We start from the raw sequence: 19,178 nt of genomic DNA, 5'->3' as shown, positions 1-19,178 counted from the left end.
CGCACCAGTGGCCCCGCCCGGTCGCGTCGTCCCGCCCGGGTCACCTCCTCCGCGCGGGTTCGCGTACGGCTCCGCACCATGTGCAGCGGGTTCGGGCTAGACGAGTTTCACGCCGTCGTGGGCGCGGACGGCCGGTGGGTTCGCCGTGTCGAGTGCGTCCAGGACGCGGATCGCGTACGCCTCGTCGGCGAGTTGGAGCGCTTCTTCGCGGGTGGCCCAACGCAGTGCGCGGGTCTCGTCCCCGACGGTGGGTGTGCCGTCGGCGGTCTCGCAGCGGAAGACCAGCGAGACGATCAGACCGGGCCATGTTGTCCTCGGCCATCGTCGATCGACCTCGGACGGCCCAGGGACGGCCCGAGTTCTGCGCCAGATCGACGTCAAGGCTCGGGGGTGCAGAATTGAGCGATCACCTGACGTGATCTTGCCCGCGCCCTCATGATGAACCGATGTCTGCTGAAACTACGTTCACTGTGATCAGCATTGCTTGTCAGATGTTCGGACTTGCCGCTGCTGCTGACGGCTTCCACCGAACATTCCGGAGTTCTGCCGCACCCGGTGATCGGTTCTTTGCGCTGGTGCTGAAGGTCCAACTTGCGATACTCGGGCGATGGAGAACTGCCCTGGTTCGTGGCGTACGACGTCTTCTAAGACGCCCCCCGCGATCTATCACGCGTTCTCTGGGCACGGCCCTTTCCGTCGAATCGGCGATGAACCTCCGCGGTATCGTTCAGTTCGGACCCTTGCCAGACCTGGAACAAGATCCAGCGGCCTTCACGTCCGAGGTTGAGCGTCGTTTGAACCGGGTCTACCGGCTGGCTCAGGATGTTGAACACGACCTCAAGCAGGAAACGGACTCACGTAGCGAAGCAGATCGTCAAGTCGCTTCTGATCTTGAGGCTCGTATCTCGTCCTTGGACGAGGAGTCCAAACGAACCAGTATCCAGGGCTTGCGCGAACAGGTGCTCGGTTGGTCCTTCGTGGCGCTTGGTCTTGTTGCTCAGACCATGGCCGACTTGGTGTTCTGACCTTGGTTTCCCGCAGCACCTGGCACGCGTAAGGCGGAGCGAGCCGCTTTGGACCAGTGGAGATCCTGGCAAACAGGTCCGCGGTGCTGATGTGGCCGTGCCCGGAGTCGTGGATCAGCACCCGGCGCGCGATCGAGTGGACCATGTTCAGCCCTCTCCCGCGCTCGGCGCCAGCGTCGTTGTCTGCTCTTCGGTGCTCGTAGCCTGGCATTGTTCCTGCTCCCCAGGCATCCGTCGCCACCACTCGGCGGGTCGCGCAGTCGAGGTCTGCGACACGGTCATGGCCGCGGACGCGTACGTGCTGTCGTACCGGCTCCCGGCGACGTGAGGGGCCGCACCGGGCGTGGCTGCCCTAGTCACAGGATGCAAACAAGCCCCCCACCGGCGGACAACCACAGGTAGGGGGCCTGAATGGCTCAGGGGGCTACTTCTTCTTGCCCTGGTTCTTGACCGCCTCGATGGCCGCCGCGGCCGCGTCCGGGTCGAGGTACGTGCCGCCCGGGTTGAGGGGCTTGAGGTCGGCGTCCAGCTCGTAGGAGAGCGGGATGCCGGTCGGGATGTTGAGGCCCGCGATGTCCGCGTCGGAGACGCCGTCCAGGTGCTTGACGAGCGCGCGCAGGCTGTTGCCGTGCGCGGCGACCAGGACCGTGCGACCGGTCAGCAGGTCCGGGACGATGCCGTCGTACCAGTACGGGAGCATCCGCTCGACGACGTCCTTCAGGCACTCCGTGCGGGGCCGCAGCTCCGGCGGGATCGTCGCGTAGCGCGGGTCACCGCTCTGCGAGTACTCGGTGCCGTCCTCCAGCGCGGGCGGCGGCGTGTCGTACGAGCGGCGCCACAGCATGAACTGCTCGTCGCCGAACTCGGCGAGGACCTGTGCCTTGTCCTTGCCCTGGAGCGCACCGTAGTGCCGCTCGTTCAGGCGCCAGCTGCGGTGCACCGGGATCCAGTGGCGGTCGGCCGACTCCAGCGAGAGCTGGGCGGTGCGGATCGCGCGCTTCTGGAGCGAGGTGTGCACGACGTCGGGCAGCAGGCCGGCGTCCTTCAGCAGCTCACCGCCGCGGACCGCCTCCTTCTCGCCCTTCTCGGTCAGGTTGACGTCCACCCAGCCGGTGAACAGGTTCTTCGCGTTCCACTCGCTCTCGCCGTGGCGGAGGAGGATCAGCTTGTACGGTGCGTCGGCCATGCCCCGAGCGTAATCGAACCCCTGCGCCGGCCGCGCGCCCGGTCCGGCTCCTGATACGTCCCCCGGGTGGCCCCGGCTGCGGACGCACCGCCCCCGCCCCGACCTCGTCGATTGACGGTCCCCGTCAATTCACTGGTGTGCCTCCCCACCCCGTGCGTAATGTCTCCTTGCGCGTTTCACTACTTACATGGGCACCTGGTGCCGAGGGGGTCTGCATGTCCGCGGGCGGTGCCGAGAACGGCAGAAGCAGCAACGGAAGCACCGGAAACGGAAGCACCAGGAGGGGCGGGGCCGGGCCGGCCGTCCGGCGTGCGTTGCGGGAGACCGTCTCCGGGCTGCCCCCCGCGTTCTGGTGGTTGTGGACCAGCACCCTGGTCAACCGCCTCGGCGGGTTCGTCGCCACCTTCATGGCCCTGTACCTGACCCTGGACCGGGGCTACTCCGCGTCGTTCGCCGGGCTCGTCGCCGCGCTGTACGGGCTCGGCGGCGTCATCTCGGCGCTCGCCGGCGGGGTCATGGCGGACCGGTTCGGCCGCCGTCCCACCCTGCTGATCGCGCAGACCTCCACGGCCTTCTCCGTCGCCGCGCTCGGCTTCGTCCAGCACCCGGTGGCCATCGCCGCCGTCGCCTTCCTCGTCGGCGCCGCCAGCAACGCCTCGCGTCCCGCCGTCCAGGCCATGATCGCCGACATCATCCGCCCCGAGGACCGGGTCAGGGCCTTCTCGCTCAACTACTGGGCGATCAACCTGGGCTTCGCGGTCTCCACCATCGCGGCGGGGTTCATCGCCGAGTACAGCTATCTCGCCGGGTTCCTCGGTGAGGGGATCATGACCCTGGCGTGCGCGATCGTCGTCTTCGTGAAGCTGCCGGAATCCCGTCCGGTGCGCACCCGGCAGGAACGCGAGGCCGAGCCCGACGTCCGGCTCGGGACGGTCCTGCGGGACGGGCGGTTCATGGGCGTGGTCGGGCTGTCGTTCCTGATCTCGCTGATCTTCATGCAGAGCACGGTGGGCCTGCCGATCGCGATGGGTGACGTCGGGCTCAGCCCCGCGGAGTTCGGTCTCGCGATGTCGGTGAACGGCGTCCTGGTCGTGGTCCTCCAGATCCCCGTCACCCGTTTCATCGAGCACCGCGATCCGCGGATGCTGCTGATCGTCTCCTCGCTGGTGGTGGGCTTCGGCTTCGGTCTCACCGCGTTCGCCGGCTCGGTCGCCGTCCTCGCCATGACCATCTGCGTGTGGACCCTCGCGGAGATCGTCAACGCGCCGACCCAGACGGGCCTGGTCGTCCGCCTCTCGCCGACCCACGGGCGCGGCCGCTACCAGGGCATGTACACGTTGTCCTGGGCCGTCGCGAACCTGGTCGCCCCGCTGATGTCCGGCTTCGTGATCGACCGGTTCGGTGCGGACTGGCTCTGGGGGAGCTGTGCGGTCCTCGGTGTCATCGCCGCGTGCGGGTACGGGGCCCTGATGCGGGGGCTCCCGCCGGTGCAGGGACCGAGCGCCGCGCCCGAGCCCGTGGCCACCGGCACCCCCGGCGCGGAGAAGGGCGCCAGCGAGGCGAAGGACCCCGAGGGCGCGGAGGTCTCCGAGCGGCGCGCGCCGGTCGCCTGAGCCCCCACGCACGCCTCACGCACGCCTCACGCACGCCCCACGCACACGCCCGCGCGCTTGGCCCGAGCGCCCGCGTACCCCTAGCCCGCACCCCCAGGAACCAGGACCCGGTCCATCACCCCGGGCGTCGCCGTCTCGTACGGCGTCTCCCGCGGCAGCAACCGTTGCGCCTCCTCCGAGCGCCCCGCCCGCACGTGCGCACGGACCTCGTGGGCCAGCGCGGTGACGTCCCGGACGGAGACGATCCACTCGTCCGCGTACCGGTGCGCCGCCTCGCCCGACAGGCCGAGTTGGAGTGCCCGGTGCGGGAGGGGACCCAGGCGCAGGCTCCGTTCCGGGTCCCACTGCACCCGGGCCGGCGCCCGCTTCAGCTCGCGCCGCCACGCGTCCTGGTCCGCGTGCAGCGCGGGAACGTAGTGCGACAGGCACGCGTGCCCGAGCGCCCACTCGAAGCCCTCGCGGGTGATCTCGACGGCGAGCACGGTCTGTTGCCCCTCGGCGCTGCCCCAGTCGGAGCGGTACATCATCCACAGGAACGACGGCTTGATCCAGGTCATCCGGTCCCGCTTCCAGGCCGCCGGGAACCGGCCGTCCCGGGCGGTCGGCACTCCGATGGCCGGCGCGTACGCCTGATACACCGTCAGGGTCGCGGGGGTCTGCGCGGCGCGGATCTCGTGCCGGGGGCGCTCCGGTCGTTCGTGCTCTCGTTCCATGCGCTCAGCGTGCGCGACCGTGCGGCCCCTCGGCCACCGGTTTTGTCCCCCCGGTCACCGGTTCCGTCGCGCCGGCCGGGCGGGGACGGTCCCGCAGGCACCGTACGGCGAGCAGTCCGCCGACCCCGGGTATCAGCGCCCGCCACCGGGCGCCCGCCGCGTCGGCCCCTCGGATCGACCAGGCGGTGGCGATGGCGACGAGGTACGCGGTGCCGTGGAGCGGACCGAGCAGCGAGGAGACGGGCTGCGCGTGCCAGGTCGCCAGGTTGAGCAACAGGGCCACCAGGGACACGGCTTCGACGTGCGCGGCGATGCGTAGGGCGCGCACGGTCTCACGCCCCCGTGGTGGAGCCGGGGCGGACGATCATGAGGACGACGACGACCGTCCACAGGAGGTTGAAGACCCCGGTCGTCATCGCCAGTCGCGCCTTCGATGGCGGGGTCGTCGCGGGCGGTCCCCCCTGGGGTGCCGTCCCGTCCCCGAGCGCCGCGAGCGCCCGTTCCTGGTCGGGCAGGACGGTCACGATCAGTACGGCCGCGGCGATCGAGGTCAGGACGATCGACGCGATCAACCAGGCGTCGGTGAGCACGCCGAGCTGGGCGCCGGTGGCGAAGCCGAAGACCGGGACCGCGACCCCGGCCAACGAGTAGCGACGGCATATGCCGTGCAGGAACTCGGCGAACTCGGGCCCCCGCCCGGACGGTTCGCCGTCGGACCCCGTTCCCGGCCCGGACCCCGTTCCCGTTCCCGTTCCCGTTCCCGTTCCGGGCGGTTCCGCGTCGACCGGGACGCGACTCGCGTAACGCGGGAACAGCGAGGCGGTCACGGCGACCGGCCCCACCGTGAGGATCGACGCGAGGACGTGAATGGACAGCAGCAGCTTGGTCACTGCGCTCCTCCAGAAGTCGAAGTGGGTGTTGCCGGAGTGGGTGATGCCGAAGTGTGGGGATGCCGAGCAGGGAGTCCGAACGAGAGGGAGCAAGGGAGCAAGGGAGCGAGGGAGCGAGGTCGAGCGAGATGTGTTGGCTGCCAATACATAGCACGCCTACAGGTTCTTATGTAGGCTGCCTACTCATGAGGGCGGACCCCTGGCACGGACCCGTGGAGGTGAACCGATGAAGGCAGATGCGGTACGAGGCCACCTGGACGGGCTGTTGCTCGCCGTGCTCGAACCGGGCCCCCTGCACGGCTACGCGATCATCGCCGCGGTCCAACAGCGCAGCGGCGGCGCACTCGACCTGCGCACCGGCACCATCTACCCCGCGCTGAACCGACTGGAGCGGCTGGGCCTGCTGAGCAGTGCCTGGGAGTCGGTCGGCGAACGGCGCCGGCGCAGCTACGCGCTCACCGACGCCGGGCGCAACGGCCTCGCGAGCGAACGGACGGCGTGGCGCGAGTTCACGGCGGCGATCGGCTCGGTCCTCGACCCCGTCGCCCCGCCGCGGGCCGCGACATGAGCGCCGCCGCCGCACACGACCTGAACGCCGCCGCACACGACCTGAACGCCGCCGCACACGACCTGAGCGTCACCGGTCAGCGCAGCACCGACCCCGTCGACGAGTACGTCACGACCCTCGCCGCGGCCCTGCGCGGCCCGGCCCGGGTCAAGCAGCGGCTGGTCGAGGAGATACGCGACGGGCTCGCGGACACGGTGGCGGTGTACGCGGACGGGGGCATGTCCCGGGACCGCGCCGCCCGGCAGGCGGTGCACGAGTTCGGTACGCCCGATGAACTCGTGCCGAGCTGCCAGCGGGAGCTGACCATCGCCCAGGCCCGGCACACCGCCCGGACCGTCGCGCTGACCAGCCCCTTCCTGGTCGCCTGCTGGTACTTGGTCTGGAACGCCCGGACCACCTGGACCGGTGCGGGTCAGGAGGGCCCGGCCCTGCACGTGGCCCAACTGCTCGCCTTCCACCTGGCCACGGTCGCGGGCGCGGGGGCACTGCTCGCCGCGGCGCTGTTGGCCGCGACGGGAGCCCTCGCCCGGTGGCTGCCCACCCCGGACCGGCTGCCCGCCGTGGTCGCCTGGGCCGGCACCACCGCGAGCGCGGCCATGGCCGTCGCAACGGTCACGCTCGCCGTCGCCGCCCTGCTGGCCGCGCAGTGGACGTTGATCGCCCTCGCCGGAGCCCTGGCGGCGGCCTCGCACGCGGTGATGGCGCCCTCGGTGCGCGCCTGCCGCAGATGCGCCCGGCTGCCGGTCGGCTGACCCCGCCCCCCGTCAGACCAGGGCCCGGGCCTCCTCCACCGTGGGCACCCGGCCCAGCGTCCCCTCGTGCAGGTCGCCGAAGACCTCGATGCGGATCGACTGGTCGATCCCGCCCACCGGCACCGGGTCGAACCCGGCCGCCCGGATCAGCCGGGCGACCTCCTCGCCGGCGCCCTGGTCGTCCGTGGCGAAGAACCCGGCGCCCCGCTCCGGCTCCCGGCGCGCCTCGGACTCCAGGGAGGGCGCCAACAGCGTGCCGAACGCCTTGACCGGACGGGCGCCCGCCGGCAGCAGCCCGGCGATGATCACCCCCGCGGACTGGTCCTCGGGGATGGTCTTGGAGAAGGTGCCCTGGTCGTCCACGGCGATCGGGTTGGACGGGTCCACGACGACCTTGCCGGCCAGCCGGTCGCCGTACTGCGCGATCAGCTCCTTGATCGTGTCGAACCAGACCGCGAGGACCAGGACGTCGGCCATCTCCACCGCCTGGTCGACGGTGGTGGCCGTCGCCCGTTCGCCGAGCCGGTCGGCCAGTTCCCTGGTGCGGTCCAGATCGCGCGACGCGAGCAGCACGGATTCGCCGCCCGCCGTCAGGTCGGCCGCCAGCCGGGAGCCGATCGCGCCGGTACCGATGATCGCTGTGGTCACGTCCTCGCCCTTCGCCGTCACCGGTGACCCGGTAGCCGTTGCCCCCGGGCCAGTACAGCAGCGCCCCACCGTCCGGGCACCGCGGACGGCCCCGCACGGGTGACCCTGCGCAGCGCGCCCCTGTCGGTGCGTCCTGCTGGGGGTGCGCTGTTCCGCGGGGTGCGTCCCGGTGTTGCGCAGTTCCCCGCGCCCCTGTCCATCGGGCTGCACGTCCGATCGCAGGGCGCCCCGTCAGGGGCGCGGGGAACTGCGCGAGCAACGACGACGCACCCGCACGGGTCAGCGCACCCCCAGCAGGACGCACCGAATGGGGCCCGGCGGCCCGCCGCCCACCGCGCCCGCCGCAGCAGCCCGGAATACGATGAGGAGGTCTCCCCGCAGCGGAAGGGGGCCCGTCATGGCGCCCCGGCACCTTTCGGAGGCGGCACTCGCCGATCTCCGGCGACAGTTCACGGGCACCGTCATCACCCCGGACGACCAGGGGTACGACGAGGCCCGCGCCCTCTACAACGGCATGATCGACCGGCGCCCCGCCGTCATCGCCCAGTGCGACGGCACCGCCGACGTCGCCGCGGCCGTCCGGGCGGCCCGCGCGGCCGACCTGCCGATCGCCGTGCGCGGCGGCGGTCACTCCGTGGCCGGCACGGCGTCCGTCGACGACGGGCTCGTCGTCGACCTGCGTCCGATGCGCGGCGTCCGGGTCGACCCGGACGCCCGCACCGCGCGGATCGGGGGCGGCGCCACCATCAGCGACCTGGACCGGGCGACCCAGCCGCACGGCCTCGCCACCACCGGCGGCCGGGCTTCGACCACCGGGGTCGGCGGCTTCACCCTCGGCGGCGGATCGGGCTGGCTGGAACGGAAGTTCGGCATCGCCGGCGACAACCTCGCGGCCGTGGAGGTCGTGACCGCCGACGGCCGCACCGTCCTCGCGAGCCCGGAGCACGAGCCGGAACTGTTCTGGGCGCTGCACGGCGGGGGCGGCAACTTCGGCGTGGCCACCGAGATCACCCTGCGACTGCACCCGCTGCCCGCGTTCTCCATGGTCCTGCTGCTGTTCCTGCCCGAACGCTCCGACGAGGTCCTGCCGGTGTACCGGGACGTCATGGACGCGGCCCCCGACGAGGCGGGCGGGGCGCTGATCTACCTCACCGGACCGCCGGCGCCCTTCGTGCCGGAGCACCTGGTGGGCCGGCTGCTGTGCGGGGTGCTGGTGACGTACGCCGGGCCGCTGGCCGAAGCGCGCCAGGTGGCGGCCCCGCTACTGGCGCTGGAACGGGCGGGCGAGCTCGTCACCGACATCCCGTACGTCGACCTCCAGTGCATGTTGGACGACCCGCCGGCGCTGCGGAACTACTGGTCCGCCGAGTACCTGACGGCGCTCCCGGACGACGCGCTGCGCGTGTTCCGGTCGCTGGCGGACACGATGCCCGTGCCGACGAACTCCCAGCACATCGTCTTCCCCATGGGCGGCGCGGTGGCGCGGGACGCCGGGGACTGGCCGATGCCCTGGCGGTCCTCGCCGTGGGCGGTGCACCCGTTCGGGGTGTGGGAGGACCCGGCGGACGACGACCGGGCCCGCGACTGGGTCCGGGACGTGCGCGCCGCGATGCGCCCGTGGGCGCGGGACTCCGTGTACCTCAACTTCATCGGTTTCGAGGGGGAGGAGCGGGTCGTCGCCTCGTTCGGCGAGGCCAACTACCGCAGGCTCGCCCAGGTCAAGGCCCGGTTCGACCCGGACAACGTCTTCCGGCTCAACCACAACATCCGCCCGGCGGCGGCAGCCTGAACCGCACCCCCGCGGTCACCCGCTCAGCCGTCGCGGGCGGGCCCCGGACTGCCGCCCCCGCCCCCGGACGTCGCTGACTCCACCCCGGTGGCCCCGGTGACCCGGGTGCCCGGGTGGGCGAGCGCGCACAGGAACGCCACCGCCAGCGCGAGGGCCATCCCGGCGAACACCCACTGGTTGGCCTGCGCGAAGTCCACCCGGATCGCCTGCTGCACCTCCCGCAGCACCCCCGCCACGGGCCCCGTGCCGGAGGGCTCGTGCTGACCGCCCTGGCCGGCCACCGACTGGGCGATCCGCTGCGCCGCGTCGTGCGCCAGGTCCGAGGGCAAGCCCCGTGAGCGCAGGGTTTCGGCGACCCGGCTCACCGTCACATGGCTGAGGACCGTGCCGAACACGGCGAGCCCGAGCGCCGCCGCGTAGTTGCGCACCGTCTGCGTGATGCCGGTGACCTCACCATACGAGGCGTCGATGGCCCGGTTAACGGCGTCCGTCGACGCGGGCGCCAACAGGAAGCCGATGCCCGCGCCGGAGAGGACCACGTACGGCCACTGCTCGGCGAACGACAGGTCCGGCATCCGTGCCGCCCACAGCGCGAACCCGGCCGCGCCGAGCGCCGAACCGAGCAGGATCGCCGGACGGGCGCCCCGGGTGTCCAGGATGCGCCCGCCGATCTGGGACGCGACCACGAACCCGATGAAGAAGTACAGCAGGTACAGCGCCGCCTCGTTCGGGCTCTTGCCGAGCGACACCTGTGCGTACACCGAGGCGAAGAAGAACATCGGGACGAAGGCGAGCATCGCGAAGAACAGCACCGCGTTGTCGACCAGGAACGCCCGGTCGCGGAAGACCCGCAGCAGGATCAACGGTCTCTCGGGGAAGCGGAGTTCGTACCGGCAGAACACCACGAGGAGGGCGAACCCGGCCACCACGCACAGCCAGGTCGCCACCGAACCCCACCCCCACACCGCGGCCTGCTGGAGCCCCAGCACGCTCAGCCCCATGCCGCCCGCGATCAGCAACGCACCGGGGACGTCGAGCCGTTCGCGACGGACCTCGTCGGGGATGCGGGCCAGCAGGGTCAGCACGATCGCGATGACGGCGATGGGGACGTTGACCCAGAAGATCGCCCGCCAGGTCCATGCGGTCAGCCAGCCGCCGAGCAGCGGTCCGAGCGCGGTGAGCCCGCCCGCCACGCCGAAGAACAGGGCGAGCGCCCGGCCGCGCCGTTCGACCGGGAACACCGCGACGACCACGGCGAGCGCCGCCGGGAACATCAGCGCCGCCCCCACCCCCTGGGTGGCCCGGAAGACGATCATCCAGGTCTGTGCCGCGCCACCGGTCGGGACGCAGCCGCACAGGACGGACGACACGACGAACACCAGCGTGCCGACCAGCATGGTCCGACGGCGCCCGAAGAGGTCGGCCAGCCGCCCGCCGAGCGCGAAGAACGCCGCCAGCGCGAGCAGGTAGGCGTTCACCACCCAGCGGATGCCCGAGGAGGACAGCCCCAGCTCGTCGGTGATCTCCGGGGCGGCGATCGCCACGATCGTCTGGTCGATGAAGGTCATCGAGACGGCGAACATCATCGCCGCGAGGGCCAGGGTCTGGTTCGGGGCGCCCGGCCCGGGGCCGGGCGGACGGGCCGAGGAACCCCCGCCGGGCGAAATGCCGCTCATGCCAGGATCTTCCCCCGGGGTGGCGGGGGGCGCACGCGCAGCGCGTCATCTGCCGGCCCGCCCCGCGTACGCGCCGGAGCGCCGGGGCCGGGGGATCCGGTGACCCGTGGGCCGCACGGGAAACGCGCCGGCCCTCCGAAGAGGACCGGCGCGCCCCTGGTGCAACCCCCGGGCGGACCCGGGCTAGAACAGCAGGTTGTACTGGTTGAAGCCAGAGCCCAGCGAGACCCGCGTGCCGAACAGCGAGGAGGACGCCTTGCCGGTGCCCGGGTAGAGCCACAGCTTGCCGCCGGAGTCCCGCGCCAGGACGTCGGCGATGCCGTCACCGGTCAGGTCGCCGTTGCCCACCAGAGCGGTGAACTTCCAGTTGGTGCGGGCCTTGATCTTCGCTGCGAACGGTGCGGACGCCTTGCCGGTGCCGCGGTACAGCCACACGGTGTTGGCCTTGTCCCGCACCAACAGGTCGGCCTTGCCGTCGTTCGTCAGGTCGCCCCGGCCGAAGAGCTTGGCACCCTTCCAGGCCCCGTTGACGACCTTCTTCTTGCTGCCGAACGCGCCGTTGCCCTTGCCCGGGTAGAGGTGGGCGTTGCCCGATCCGTCCGTCGTGATCAGGTCCGGCCACCCGTCGCCCGTGAAGTCGCCGGGCGCCGCGTACGACTTCGAACCGCCGCCGACCGACGTCACCGTCTGCCAGGCCCAGGCGGCGCTGGAGGTGGTCGCGTTGCGCACGTACCGGCGGTGCAGCTTTCCGTCGCTCTTGTCCCGGATCAGCAGGTCCAGGTGACCGTCACGGTCGAAGTCGCTCTGGAGGCCCCAGCTCAGGGCTTCCCAGCCGCCGCCCGAGGCGGTGCGACCGGCCAACGAACGGCCCCTGCTGTTCAGCTGGTAGAGCTTGCCGCCCGACGCCCGCGCGAGCAGGTCGGTACGCCCGTCGTAGCTGCGGTCGGCGTCGTCGATGCGACCCTGCGTCGCCCCCGCGTACGTCCTGACCTTCGTGAACACCGGGTACGCGCCCTTGGTGATACAGCCCTTGACGCCCCACGAGACCACGCCCGCGATCTTGCCGCCGACCACCAGCGGACCGCCCGAGTCACCGTGGCAGGAGCTCTTGGTGCCCGAGTCCCGTCCGGTCGCGGGCTTGCCCGCACAGTGCATCTCACCCGCGACGAAGAAGTCCCGGCCGAGCACGCCCCGCATCGCCCGGTCACAGGTGCTGTCGGCGACCATCGGCAGGCTGACCTTGCGCAGCTTCTTCGCCTGCTGGGCGCCCGACCGTCCCGAGGTCAGGCCCCAGCCGTACACGGTGCCAGTGGTGCCGGTCTTGTACAGCGAGCTGTCGCCCGAGGCGGCCGGCCGCAGCCACTTGCCCTTGACCGGGCGGTCCAGGGTGATGACCGCGATGTCGTTGCGCAGCGTGCGGTGGTCGTACTTGGCGTGCCGCCACACGCGGTGCACTCCGGCGGCGGTGCCCGCGTTCGGGTCCATCAGCTTGGTCGCGCCGACGAGGGCCACGCCGTTGCGCCGCCAGTCGAGGCCGTACACGCAGTGCGCGGCGGTGAGCACCTTGTTGGGCGCGACGAGGGTGCCGCCGCAGAAGGAGCCCTTGCCCGCCGCCTCGTCCCAGTAGCCGAGCTGGACCATCCACGGCGCCGAGGAGATCGTCGTCTCGCTGCCGCCCACGATGAACGGGCTGGGCCCGGTGTCCGCACCGGGTGCCGGGGCCGCGGCGCGCGCCCGGGCGTCGGCCGGCGCCTTCTCGGCCTCGGCGCCGGCCGCGCCGGTGAGCCGCTCGCGCAGCTCCGCGTCGGTGGCCCGGTCCACGGCGACCGGGGTCGTCGGAGCGGGCGGGGCGGCGTCCGGGGTGCCGGGCGCGGCGGTGGCGGGCAGCGTGGAGCCGCCCGCCAGCAGGCTGATCGAGAGCGCGGCGATGGCCGCGGCCCGCGCGGTGCCGGGTCTGCGGCGCCGGAATCGGGCATGAGTCATTCGGTGTACCCCCCACGGGTGCGGTCGGACGATCTCCCTCAGGGGGTTCTCGCCGAATCTCCGCGAAATCCTGGCGGAGCCCCCCTTCGGCGGTGCGAGTCTAGGCCCCCCGCGCCCGAACAAGCGATCGCCCATCCCCACCCGCCGGCGCGCTGTCGTTTCGCGCAGTTCCCCGCGCCCCTGATCAGGTGCGTCCACCTGGCGGTGCGCTGTCCTGTGCGGGTGCGCTGGTCATTTGCGCAGTTCCCCGCGCCCCTAAGTACACCCCACCCCAGGTACGCCGTCCCCCCACTGCGGTCCCCGCTAGGAGAACCACGCACGGGCAGCCCAGACCAGGGGCGCGGGGAACGGCGCGAGCAACCACCACGCACCCGCGGGTTGCCCACCGGGGGGAAGTGCCCCAATTCAGGGGCGCGGGGAACTGCGCGAAACGACACCGCACCCGCAGGGGACAGCGCACCGCCAGGTGATCGCACGGAAGGGGCGCGGGGAACTGCGCGAGCAACCACCACGCACCCGCGGGTTGCCCACCGGGGGGAAGTACCCCAGATCAGGGGCGCGGGGAACTGCGCGAAACCGCAGCGCATCCGCAGGGGACATCGCACCGCCAGGTGATCGCACCGAAGGGGCGCGGGGAACAGCGCGAGCAACCACCACGCACCCGGGCGCGAAGAACCCCAGACCGCGCCCCGCAAAAGTGCGCTGTTGATGCGCCCACACCCCCCGCAGTCCAATGGACACGAGACGCGAAGCCATCGCGTCCCAGGGAGGGAACCCATGACCGAGTCCCGGAAGCCCGACACCACCGCCCCCGAGCCCGGCCTGCCCCGCCTGCCCCTGCTGGGCGCCTGCGGCTGCGGCCCCGGCTGCTCCTGCGGCTGCCAGTCCGGCGGCTCCTGCCAGTGTGGCGGCGGCTGCGGCTAGCCACCCCGCGGGCCCGTGAGCGGGGCCCGAGGGCGACGCACCCCGACGAACAGCGCACAGCACAGCAACGCACCGCGCCCCGTACGGGAACACTCCCGTACGGGGCTCCGTACCGGCCGCTCAGGCCCCTTCGACGGGCGCCGGATTCTGCGTCAGCTCGTCCGCGTGCTCCCCGGTGACCAGGTACACCACCCGCTTCGCCACCGACACCGCGTGATCGGCGAACCGCTCGTAGTAGCGGCCCAGCAGCGTGACGTCCACCGCGGTCTCTATGCCGTGCTTCCAGCGGTCGTCGATCAGGTGCTGGAACAGCGTCCGGTGCAGCAGGTCCATCTCGTCGTCGTCCTGCTCCAGCTGCATCGCGAGGTCGACGTCCTTGGTGACGATGACCTCCGCCGCCTTGGCCATCAGCCGCTGCGCCAGCTGCCCCATCTCCAGGATCGTGGCGTGCAGGTCCTGCGGCACCGCCCGGTCGGGGAACCGCAGCCGCGCCAGCTTCGCCACGTGCTGGGCGAGGTCCCCGGACCGCTCCAGGTCGGCGCTCATCCGCAGCGAGGTGACCACGATCCGCAGGTCCGTCGCGACGGGCTGTTGCCGGGCGAGCAGCGCGATCGCCCGGGCCTCCAGGTCGTGCTGGAGGTCGTCCACCTTCTGGTCCGCGGCGATCACGTTCTCCGCCAGTTTCAGATCGGAATCGAGCATCGCCGTCGTGGCGCGCCCGATCATCGAACCGACGAGCCGGGCCATCTCGACCAGGTCGTCGCCGATCGAGTCCAGTTCCTCGTGGTACGCGTCACGCATACTGAGTCGTCCCTCTCTCACATCCGCCCGGGGCCTCGGGTACCCGTCGACCCCACGCTCCCACGTTCCGGCCCGGACGCGTCCGGTTCCGGCACCGCGGGTGAATCGGCCCTTTCCCCTCGGTGAACTCTGGGCGACGAGTGTCGTAGCTGACACCGGGATGGCTGTGGACGCTCCCCGGGGCGTGCCTAACCTGGAGACATGGACGTGAACGCGGCGGTCGCCGCAGCAGCAGCGATCGCCGGGGTGCTCACCGGCGTCATCGCCATGCTGGCGTTCCGCTGGAGCGAGCGCGACCTGAAACGTCCGGCCCGCAGCTCCCTGCACACCGAGCCGGTGCTGCCACCGGGCGTGGACACCGTGCTCTCGGTGCTGCGCTCGTCGGCGGTGGTCCTGGACGAGGCCGACAGCGTCGTCAAGGCCAGCTCGGCGGCGTACGCCCTCGGACTGGTGCGCGGGGGGAAACTGGCCATCGAGCCGATGCTCCAGATGGCCCGCGACACCCGGCGCGACGGGGAGATACGCCAGGTGGAGCTGGATCTGCCGCGGCGCGGCGCGGGTCGCGGCGGGGAGGCGCTGGCGGTCTCCGCCCGGGTCGCCCCGCTCGGGTCCCGACTGGTGCTGCTGCTCGTGGAGGACCTCACCGAGGCCCGCCGCATCGAGGCGGTCCGCCGGGACTTCGTCGCCAACGTCAGCCATGAGCTGAAGACCCCGGTCGGCGCGCTGTCGCTGTTGTCCGAGGCGGTCATGGACGCGTCCGACGACCCGGAGGCCGTGGAACGGTTCGCCGGGCGGATGCAGATCGAGGCGACCCGGCTGACCAGCCTGGTCCAGGAGCTCATCGACCTCTCGCGGGTCCAGAACGACGATCCGCTGGAGTACGCGGAGCCCGTCCGGGTGGACGACCTGGTGGCGGAGGCGATCGACCGATGTCGCCACCAGGCGGGCACCAAGCAGATCACCATCGCGACCGGCGGCACCGCCGCCCTCCAGATCTGGGGCAACCGCGGACAGCTCGCGGCGGCCCTCGGCAACCTCGTCGAGAACGCCGTGAACTACAGCGCCGCCCGGACCCGGGTGGGCATCGCCGCCCGCCGGGTCACCCACCCCGGCGGCGACCTGATCGAGGTCGCCGTCACCGACCAGGGCATCGGCATCCCCGACCGGGACAAGGAGCGCGTCTTCGAACGCTTCTACCGGGTCGACCCGGCACGTTCCCGTGCCACCGGTGGTACGGGCCTGGGCCTCGCCATCGTCAAGCACGTGGCCGCCTCGCACGGCGGGGAGGTCACCGTGTGGAGCACCGAAGGACAGGGCTCCACGTTCACCCTGCGGCTGCCGGAGGCGGGAGCCCCCCGCGACCGCGCACCCCTGGAGCCCGACCAGGCCCCCGACACCGGCGACCCCGGTACCGGGGACGACGACCACGGGCAGTCCGGTACATCCGCTTCACCCCCGTACGCACCGCTCCCCTCCCCGGAGGTCCTTCCGTGACCCGAGTACTCGTCGTCGAGGACGAGGAATCCTTCTCCGACGCCCTGTCGTACATGCTCCGCAAGGAGGGTTTCGAGGTCGCCATCGCGGCCACCGGGCCCGACGGCCTGGACGAGTTCGAACGCAACGGGGCCGACCTGGTCCTGCTGGACCTCATGCTGCCGGGGCTGCCCGGCACCGAGGTCTGTCGCCAACTGCGCAGCCGCTCCAACGTCCCGGTGATCATGGTCACCGCGAAGGACAGCGAGATCGACAAGGTCGTCGGGCTGGAAATAGGAGCCGATGACTACGTCACCAAGCCGTTCTCGTCCCGCGAACTGGTCGCCCGCATCCGGGCCGTGCTGCGCCGCCGCGGCGAGCCCGAGGAGGTCACGCCGGCCGCGCTGGAGGCGGGCCCGGTCCGGATGGACGTGGACCGGCACGTGGTCACGGTGGCCGGCGCCAAGGTGGACCTCCCGCTCAAGGAGTTCGACCTGCTGGAGATGCTGCTGCGCAACGCGGGCCGGGTCCTGACCCGCATGCAGCTGATCGACCGGGTGTGGGGCGCCGACTACGTGGGCGACACCAAGACCCTGGACGTCCACGTCAAGCGGCTGCGGGCGAAGATCGAGCCGGACCCGGGCGCGCCCCGGTACCTGGTCACGGTGCGCGGCCTCGGCTACAAGTTCGAGCCGTAGACCGACCCGCCGCGCCCCCACGGGCCGGCGGACGCACGGCGAAGGGCGGGACCCAGGTGGGTCCCGCCCTTCGCCGTACGCGTTCCGCAGGTCGGTCGTCAGCCGGTCGCGGGGGTCGACCCGCCGGTGTCACCGGTGGCCGGCGCGGAGGCACTGCCCGTCGCGCTCGACGCGCCGTCGGCGGGCTCCGAAGCCTCACCGGTGGCCTCGCCGGTCGCGTCCGCGGCCGGCGAACCGGTCCCGGACGGCTCCGCCTCGGCGGACGCTCCCTGGCCGGGGGCGGCCGGCGCCTCGGTGGGGCCCCACTCCTCGAAGTAGCTGGCCGCGGGGACCACGAAGCTGTCGACCTTCACGTCACCCGTCGAGCTGAGGGTGTACGTGACGCTCTGCGCGTCGCCGTCCTTCACGGACTCCCGGCCGCTCGGCAGCAGCGCGGACGCGTTGTCCTTGCCGCCGATCACCACGGAACCGCCGGCCGGCACGACGAGCTTCCCGGAACCCTTGGCGGGCTTCAGTTCGGCCTTCTCACCCGACGCGGTCAGGGCGACCGATTCGAGGGTCTGGTCCTCGGTGCCGTTGTTGAAGAGCGTGACGGAGATGGCCGCGGGGCCCTTCGCCTCCAACTCGGGCTGGGTGACGATGTTGGAGTTCTGGATCTGGATCTCGCCGACGGTGACGGCGGCGTTGTCCGGCTTGATCCCCAGCGTTTGGGCGTTCGTGCCGGCGCCACAGGCGGTGAGCGAGGCGATCGAGAACGCGATGGCGGTGGCGGCGAGGGCGCCGCGTCGAAGGCTGCTGCTCACGGCGGCGGCAACTCCTTGAACGTGGGCGGTACGGAACGGTCCTGCGGTGGTGCTGGTCGTAGCGGTTCGTGCGGGTGAAGCAGGTGGAGCGGGTGAAGCAGGTGTGACGACCCCGGAGCCCGGGTGCCGGGCCGGATGGGGCCCGTACGGCGAGCAGGGCGGCCATAAAGCCGCCCTAAGGGTGTGTCAGCGGGCTTAGGTTATCGACCCGCTGTCCGGGCACCGCACCCGACCCGCCCCTTGGCGGTCGGGCGGTGGCACGGGCGGTCGGTCCGCGGGGGGTGCGGACCGTCCCCGGGGCCGCGAATTGTCCTCTCGTTGACCTTTCACATAAGCACCAGGGAAGCGGGCCGCTAAGCCCGCCGAAGCCGACCCCTAACCCCGGCTCGGCCGACCGCAAAGCCGGGGGAAGCCGACCGTCAAACCCGGGGAAGCGGGCGGCGGGTTTTTCCGGCAATCCCGCGTAACAATCCACACCGTACGGTGGAATTGATCAACGCACTCGTGGTGATCAATTCCAGAACGCGGCTCCGGCCGCCGAACGGAGTAGCGGGAACACCGGGAAGTGCGCGGAAGTGACCCGAACCGAACCCGGCAAACCGGGACGTTCGCCCCCTTGAGGTCCCCGGCCCGGGTCCGTAACGTGCACGTTTCACCCCGCCCGGACATCGGCTCCCACCTGCGAATACCCGCCGGGGCGCGGTCCCGCGACCCCCGCCGCAGCACGTTCCGGTTGTTGTTGTCAAGCCCCGAGATATGCCCTGACCTGCGAAAACGCCATTCAGAAGACGCCGTATCCGTGTTACCCTTGATAGCCACGGAAGGGGTACCTGTCACATGACGTTCAAGGTTGGCGACACCGTGGTCTATCCCCATCACGGGGCCGCGCTGATCGAGGCCATCGAAACTCGCCAGATCAAAGGCGTGGACAAGACCTACTTGGTGCTGAAGGTCGCCCAGGGTGACCTGACGGTACGTGTGCCAGCGGACAATGCGGAGTTCGTCGGCGTGCGTGATGTGGTCGGTCAGGACGGGCTGGACCGGGTCTTCGAGGTGCTGCGCGCGCCGTACGCCGAGGAGCCCACGAACTGGTCCCGTCGTTACAAGGCAAACCTGGAGAAGCTCGCCTCCGGTGATGTCATCAAGGTCGCCGAGGTCGTTCGCGACCTGTGGCGCCGTGAGCGTGAGCGCGGACTCTCCGCAGGTGAGAAGCGCATGCTCGCCAAGGCTCGCCAGATCCTGGTGAGCGAGCTCGCCCTCGCGGAGAACACCAACGAGGACAAGGCCGAAGCGCTGCTCGACGAAGTGCTCGCGTCCTGACATCCACCCCCGTGCCGACCCGGGAGCGCCCGATCCGGCGCGACCGGTTCTGACGCGGGGAAATGCCGTGGCGCCCGATGACCTGAGAAGGTCGCCGGGCGCTGCGGCATGTCCGTACCCCCGCCCCGCGCCCCCGTGGTCGCCGGGGTCGGGAAAGACGGTGTACCGGGGCGCCCACCGTGCGTCGACGCCCCGTTGCGGGCGGACGCGCCGCGCATGCGGACGCGGCGCGACCGGAGCACAGGGCCGGACTCGTGGAATCGTCTCGAAAACGCCCCCGTGCCCCGCCTGTGCCGCCCCTGGCGTGCCGGGTACG

Annotated in this window: 18 protein-coding genes and 1 pseudogene; 9 read left to right on the top strand and 10 right to left on the bottom strand. The window is 71.7% G+C overall.

Annotation, left to right across the window (positions count from 1 at the left end; genetic code table 11):
- Positions 1-96: 96 nt before the first annotated feature.
- A pseudogene (locus ACFYOU_RS04865) lies at positions 97-300 on the bottom strand (NUDIX hydrolase); the annotation flags it as partial.
- 146 nt (positions 301-446) lie between these two features.
- On the opposite strand from ACFYOU_RS04865, the gene ACFYOU_RS04860 reads away from it, so the two are divergent.
- Positions 447-1,025: a hypothetical protein gene (locus tag ACFYOU_RS04860; RefSeq protein WP_391303633.1), complete on the top strand. Its 579-nt coding sequence runs from the start codon at positions 447-449 to the stop codon at positions 1,023-1,025.
- A gap of 424 nt (positions 1,026-1,449) precedes the next feature.
- On the opposite strand, the gene ACFYOU_RS04855 is transcribed toward ACFYOU_RS04860, so the two are convergent.
- Complete coding sequence (locus tag ACFYOU_RS04855) at positions 1,450-2,211, bottom strand: phosphoglyceromutase (protein ID WP_385489869.1); 762 nt, start codon at positions 2,209-2,211, stop codon at positions 1,450-1,452.
- Positions 2,212-2,525: 314 nt separating this feature from the next.
- On the opposite strand from ACFYOU_RS04855, the gene ACFYOU_RS04850 reads away from it, so the two are divergent.
- Positions 2,526-3,824, top strand: coding sequence for an MFS transporter (locus tag ACFYOU_RS04850; RefSeq protein WP_391303630.1), 1,299 nt, complete (start codon positions 2,526-2,528; stop codon positions 3,822-3,824).
- 80 nt (positions 3,825-3,904) lie between these two features.
- Here the strand turns inward: ACFYOU_RS04850 and ACFYOU_RS04845 are convergent, their stop codons facing one another.
- The 3 genes from ACFYOU_RS04845 to ACFYOU_RS04835 are packed head-to-tail and all read right to left on the bottom strand — an operon-like array spanning position 3,905 to position 5,427.
- The gene (locus ACFYOU_RS04845) at positions 3,905-4,537 is read right to left on the bottom strand and encodes a DUF4291 family protein (protein ID WP_391303628.1); all 633 of its coding nucleotides are present in this window, start codon (positions 4,535-4,537) and stop codon (positions 3,905-3,907) included.
- 4 nt (positions 4,538-4,541) lie between these two features.
- Positions 4,542-4,865, bottom strand: a complete 324-nt coding sequence (locus ACFYOU_RS04840) for a hypothetical protein (RefSeq protein ID WP_391303626.1) — start codon at positions 4,863-4,865, stop codon at positions 4,542-4,544.
- A gap of 4 nt (positions 4,866-4,869) precedes the next feature.
- Positions 4,870-5,427 carry a hypothetical protein gene (locus ACFYOU_RS04835; protein WP_391303624.1) on the bottom strand — a complete coding sequence of 186 codons (558 nt, stop codon included), beginning with the start codon at positions 5,425-5,427 and terminating at the stop codon, positions 4,870-4,872.
- Between the two features lie 226 nt (positions 5,428-5,653).
- Here ACFYOU_RS04835 and ACFYOU_RS04830 point away from each other — a divergent pair, with 226 nt between their 5' ends.
- Both ACFYOU_RS04830 and ACFYOU_RS04825 read left to right on the top strand, forming a co-directional pair.
- The gene (locus tag ACFYOU_RS04830) at positions 5,654-5,995 is read left to right on the top strand and encodes a PadR family transcriptional regulator (protein ID WP_387009576.1); all 342 of its coding nucleotides are present in this window, start codon (positions 5,654-5,656) and stop codon (positions 5,993-5,995) included.
- Entirely contained in the window at positions 5,992-6,747 is a 756-nt protein-coding gene (locus ACFYOU_RS04825; protein WP_391303621.1) for a permease prefix domain 1-containing protein, read from the top strand. Before ACFYOU_RS04830 ends, ACFYOU_RS04825 begins: the two co-directional genes overlap by 4 nt.
- A 12-nt stretch (positions 6,748-6,759) precedes the next feature.
- Here ACFYOU_RS04825 and ACFYOU_RS04820 read toward each other — a convergent pair whose 3' ends face one another.
- Entirely contained in the window at positions 6,760-7,395 is a 636-nt protein-coding gene (locus tag ACFYOU_RS04820; RefSeq protein WP_391303619.1) for an NAD(P)-binding domain-containing protein, read from the bottom strand.
- 397 nt (positions 7,396-7,792) lie between these two features.
- Between ACFYOU_RS04820 and ACFYOU_RS04815 the strand changes: the two genes are divergently transcribed.
- Complete coding sequence (locus ACFYOU_RS04815; protein ID WP_391303617.1) at positions 7,793-9,184, top strand: FAD-binding protein; 1,392 nt, start codon at positions 7,793-7,795, stop codon at positions 9,182-9,184.
- 23 nt (positions 9,185-9,207) lie between these two features.
- On the opposite strand, the gene ACFYOU_RS04810 is transcribed toward ACFYOU_RS04815, so the two are convergent.
- On the bottom strand, positions 9,208-10,860 hold the full coding sequence (locus ACFYOU_RS04810; protein WP_391303615.1) for an MFS transporter: 1,653 nt from the start codon (positions 10,858-10,860) through the stop codon (positions 9,208-9,210).
- Positions 10,861-11,043: 183 nt separating this feature from the next.
- Positions 11,044-12,843 (bottom strand): trypsin-like serine protease, encoded by a 1,800-nt coding sequence (locus tag ACFYOU_RS04805; protein WP_391303613.1) that lies wholly within the window; start codon positions 12,841-12,843, stop codon positions 11,044-11,046.
- Between the two features lie 777 nt (positions 12,844-13,620).
- Between ACFYOU_RS04805 and ACFYOU_RS04800 the strand changes: the two genes are divergently transcribed.
- Positions 13,621-13,767, top strand: a complete 147-nt coding sequence (locus tag ACFYOU_RS04800) for a hypothetical protein (protein ID WP_385489838.1) — start codon at positions 13,621-13,623, stop codon at positions 13,765-13,767.
- A 120-nt stretch (positions 13,768-13,887) separates the two neighbouring features.
- Here the strand turns inward: ACFYOU_RS04800 and phoU are convergent, their stop codons facing one another.
- Positions 13,888-14,568 (bottom strand): phosphate signaling complex protein PhoU, encoded by a 681-nt coding sequence (gene phoU, locus ACFYOU_RS04795; RefSeq protein WP_385489835.1) that lies wholly within the window; start codon positions 14,566-14,568, stop codon positions 13,888-13,890.
- Positions 14,569-14,769: 201 nt separating this feature from the next.
- On the opposite strand from phoU, the gene ACFYOU_RS04790 reads away from it, so the two are divergent.
- Both ACFYOU_RS04790 and ACFYOU_RS04785 read left to right on the top strand, forming a co-directional pair.
- On the top strand, positions 14,770-16,062 hold the full coding sequence (locus ACFYOU_RS04790) for a sensor histidine kinase (protein WP_385489832.1): 1,293 nt from the start codon (positions 14,770-14,772) through the stop codon (positions 16,060-16,062).
- Positions 16,059-16,739, top strand: coding sequence for a response regulator (locus ACFYOU_RS04785; protein ID WP_385489829.1), 681 nt, complete (start codon positions 16,059-16,061; stop codon positions 16,737-16,739). Before ACFYOU_RS04790 ends, ACFYOU_RS04785 begins: the two co-directional genes overlap by 4 nt.
- 98 nt (positions 16,740-16,837) lie before the next feature.
- Here ACFYOU_RS04785 and ACFYOU_RS04780 read toward each other — a convergent pair whose 3' ends face one another.
- Entirely contained in the window at positions 16,838-17,542 is a 705-nt protein-coding gene (locus tag ACFYOU_RS04780; RefSeq protein WP_389767630.1) for a DUF461 domain-containing protein, read from the bottom strand.
- Between the two features lie 837 nt (positions 17,543-18,379).
- Here ACFYOU_RS04780 and ACFYOU_RS04775 point away from each other — a divergent pair.
- Entirely contained in the window at positions 18,380-18,862 is a 483-nt protein-coding gene (locus ACFYOU_RS04775) for a CarD family transcriptional regulator (RefSeq protein WP_003953493.1), read from the top strand.
- The last annotated feature ends 316 nt before the right edge of the window (positions 18,863-19,178 follow it).

This window comes from Streptomyces sp. NPDC005955 (assembly GCF_042871255.1).
GTDB lineage: Bacteria > Actinomycetota > Actinomycetes > Streptomycetales > Streptomycetaceae > Streptomyces.
The sequence above is the reverse complement of the archived record's forward strand: the minus strand, read 5'-3'. Positions and strand labels throughout refer to the sequence as shown.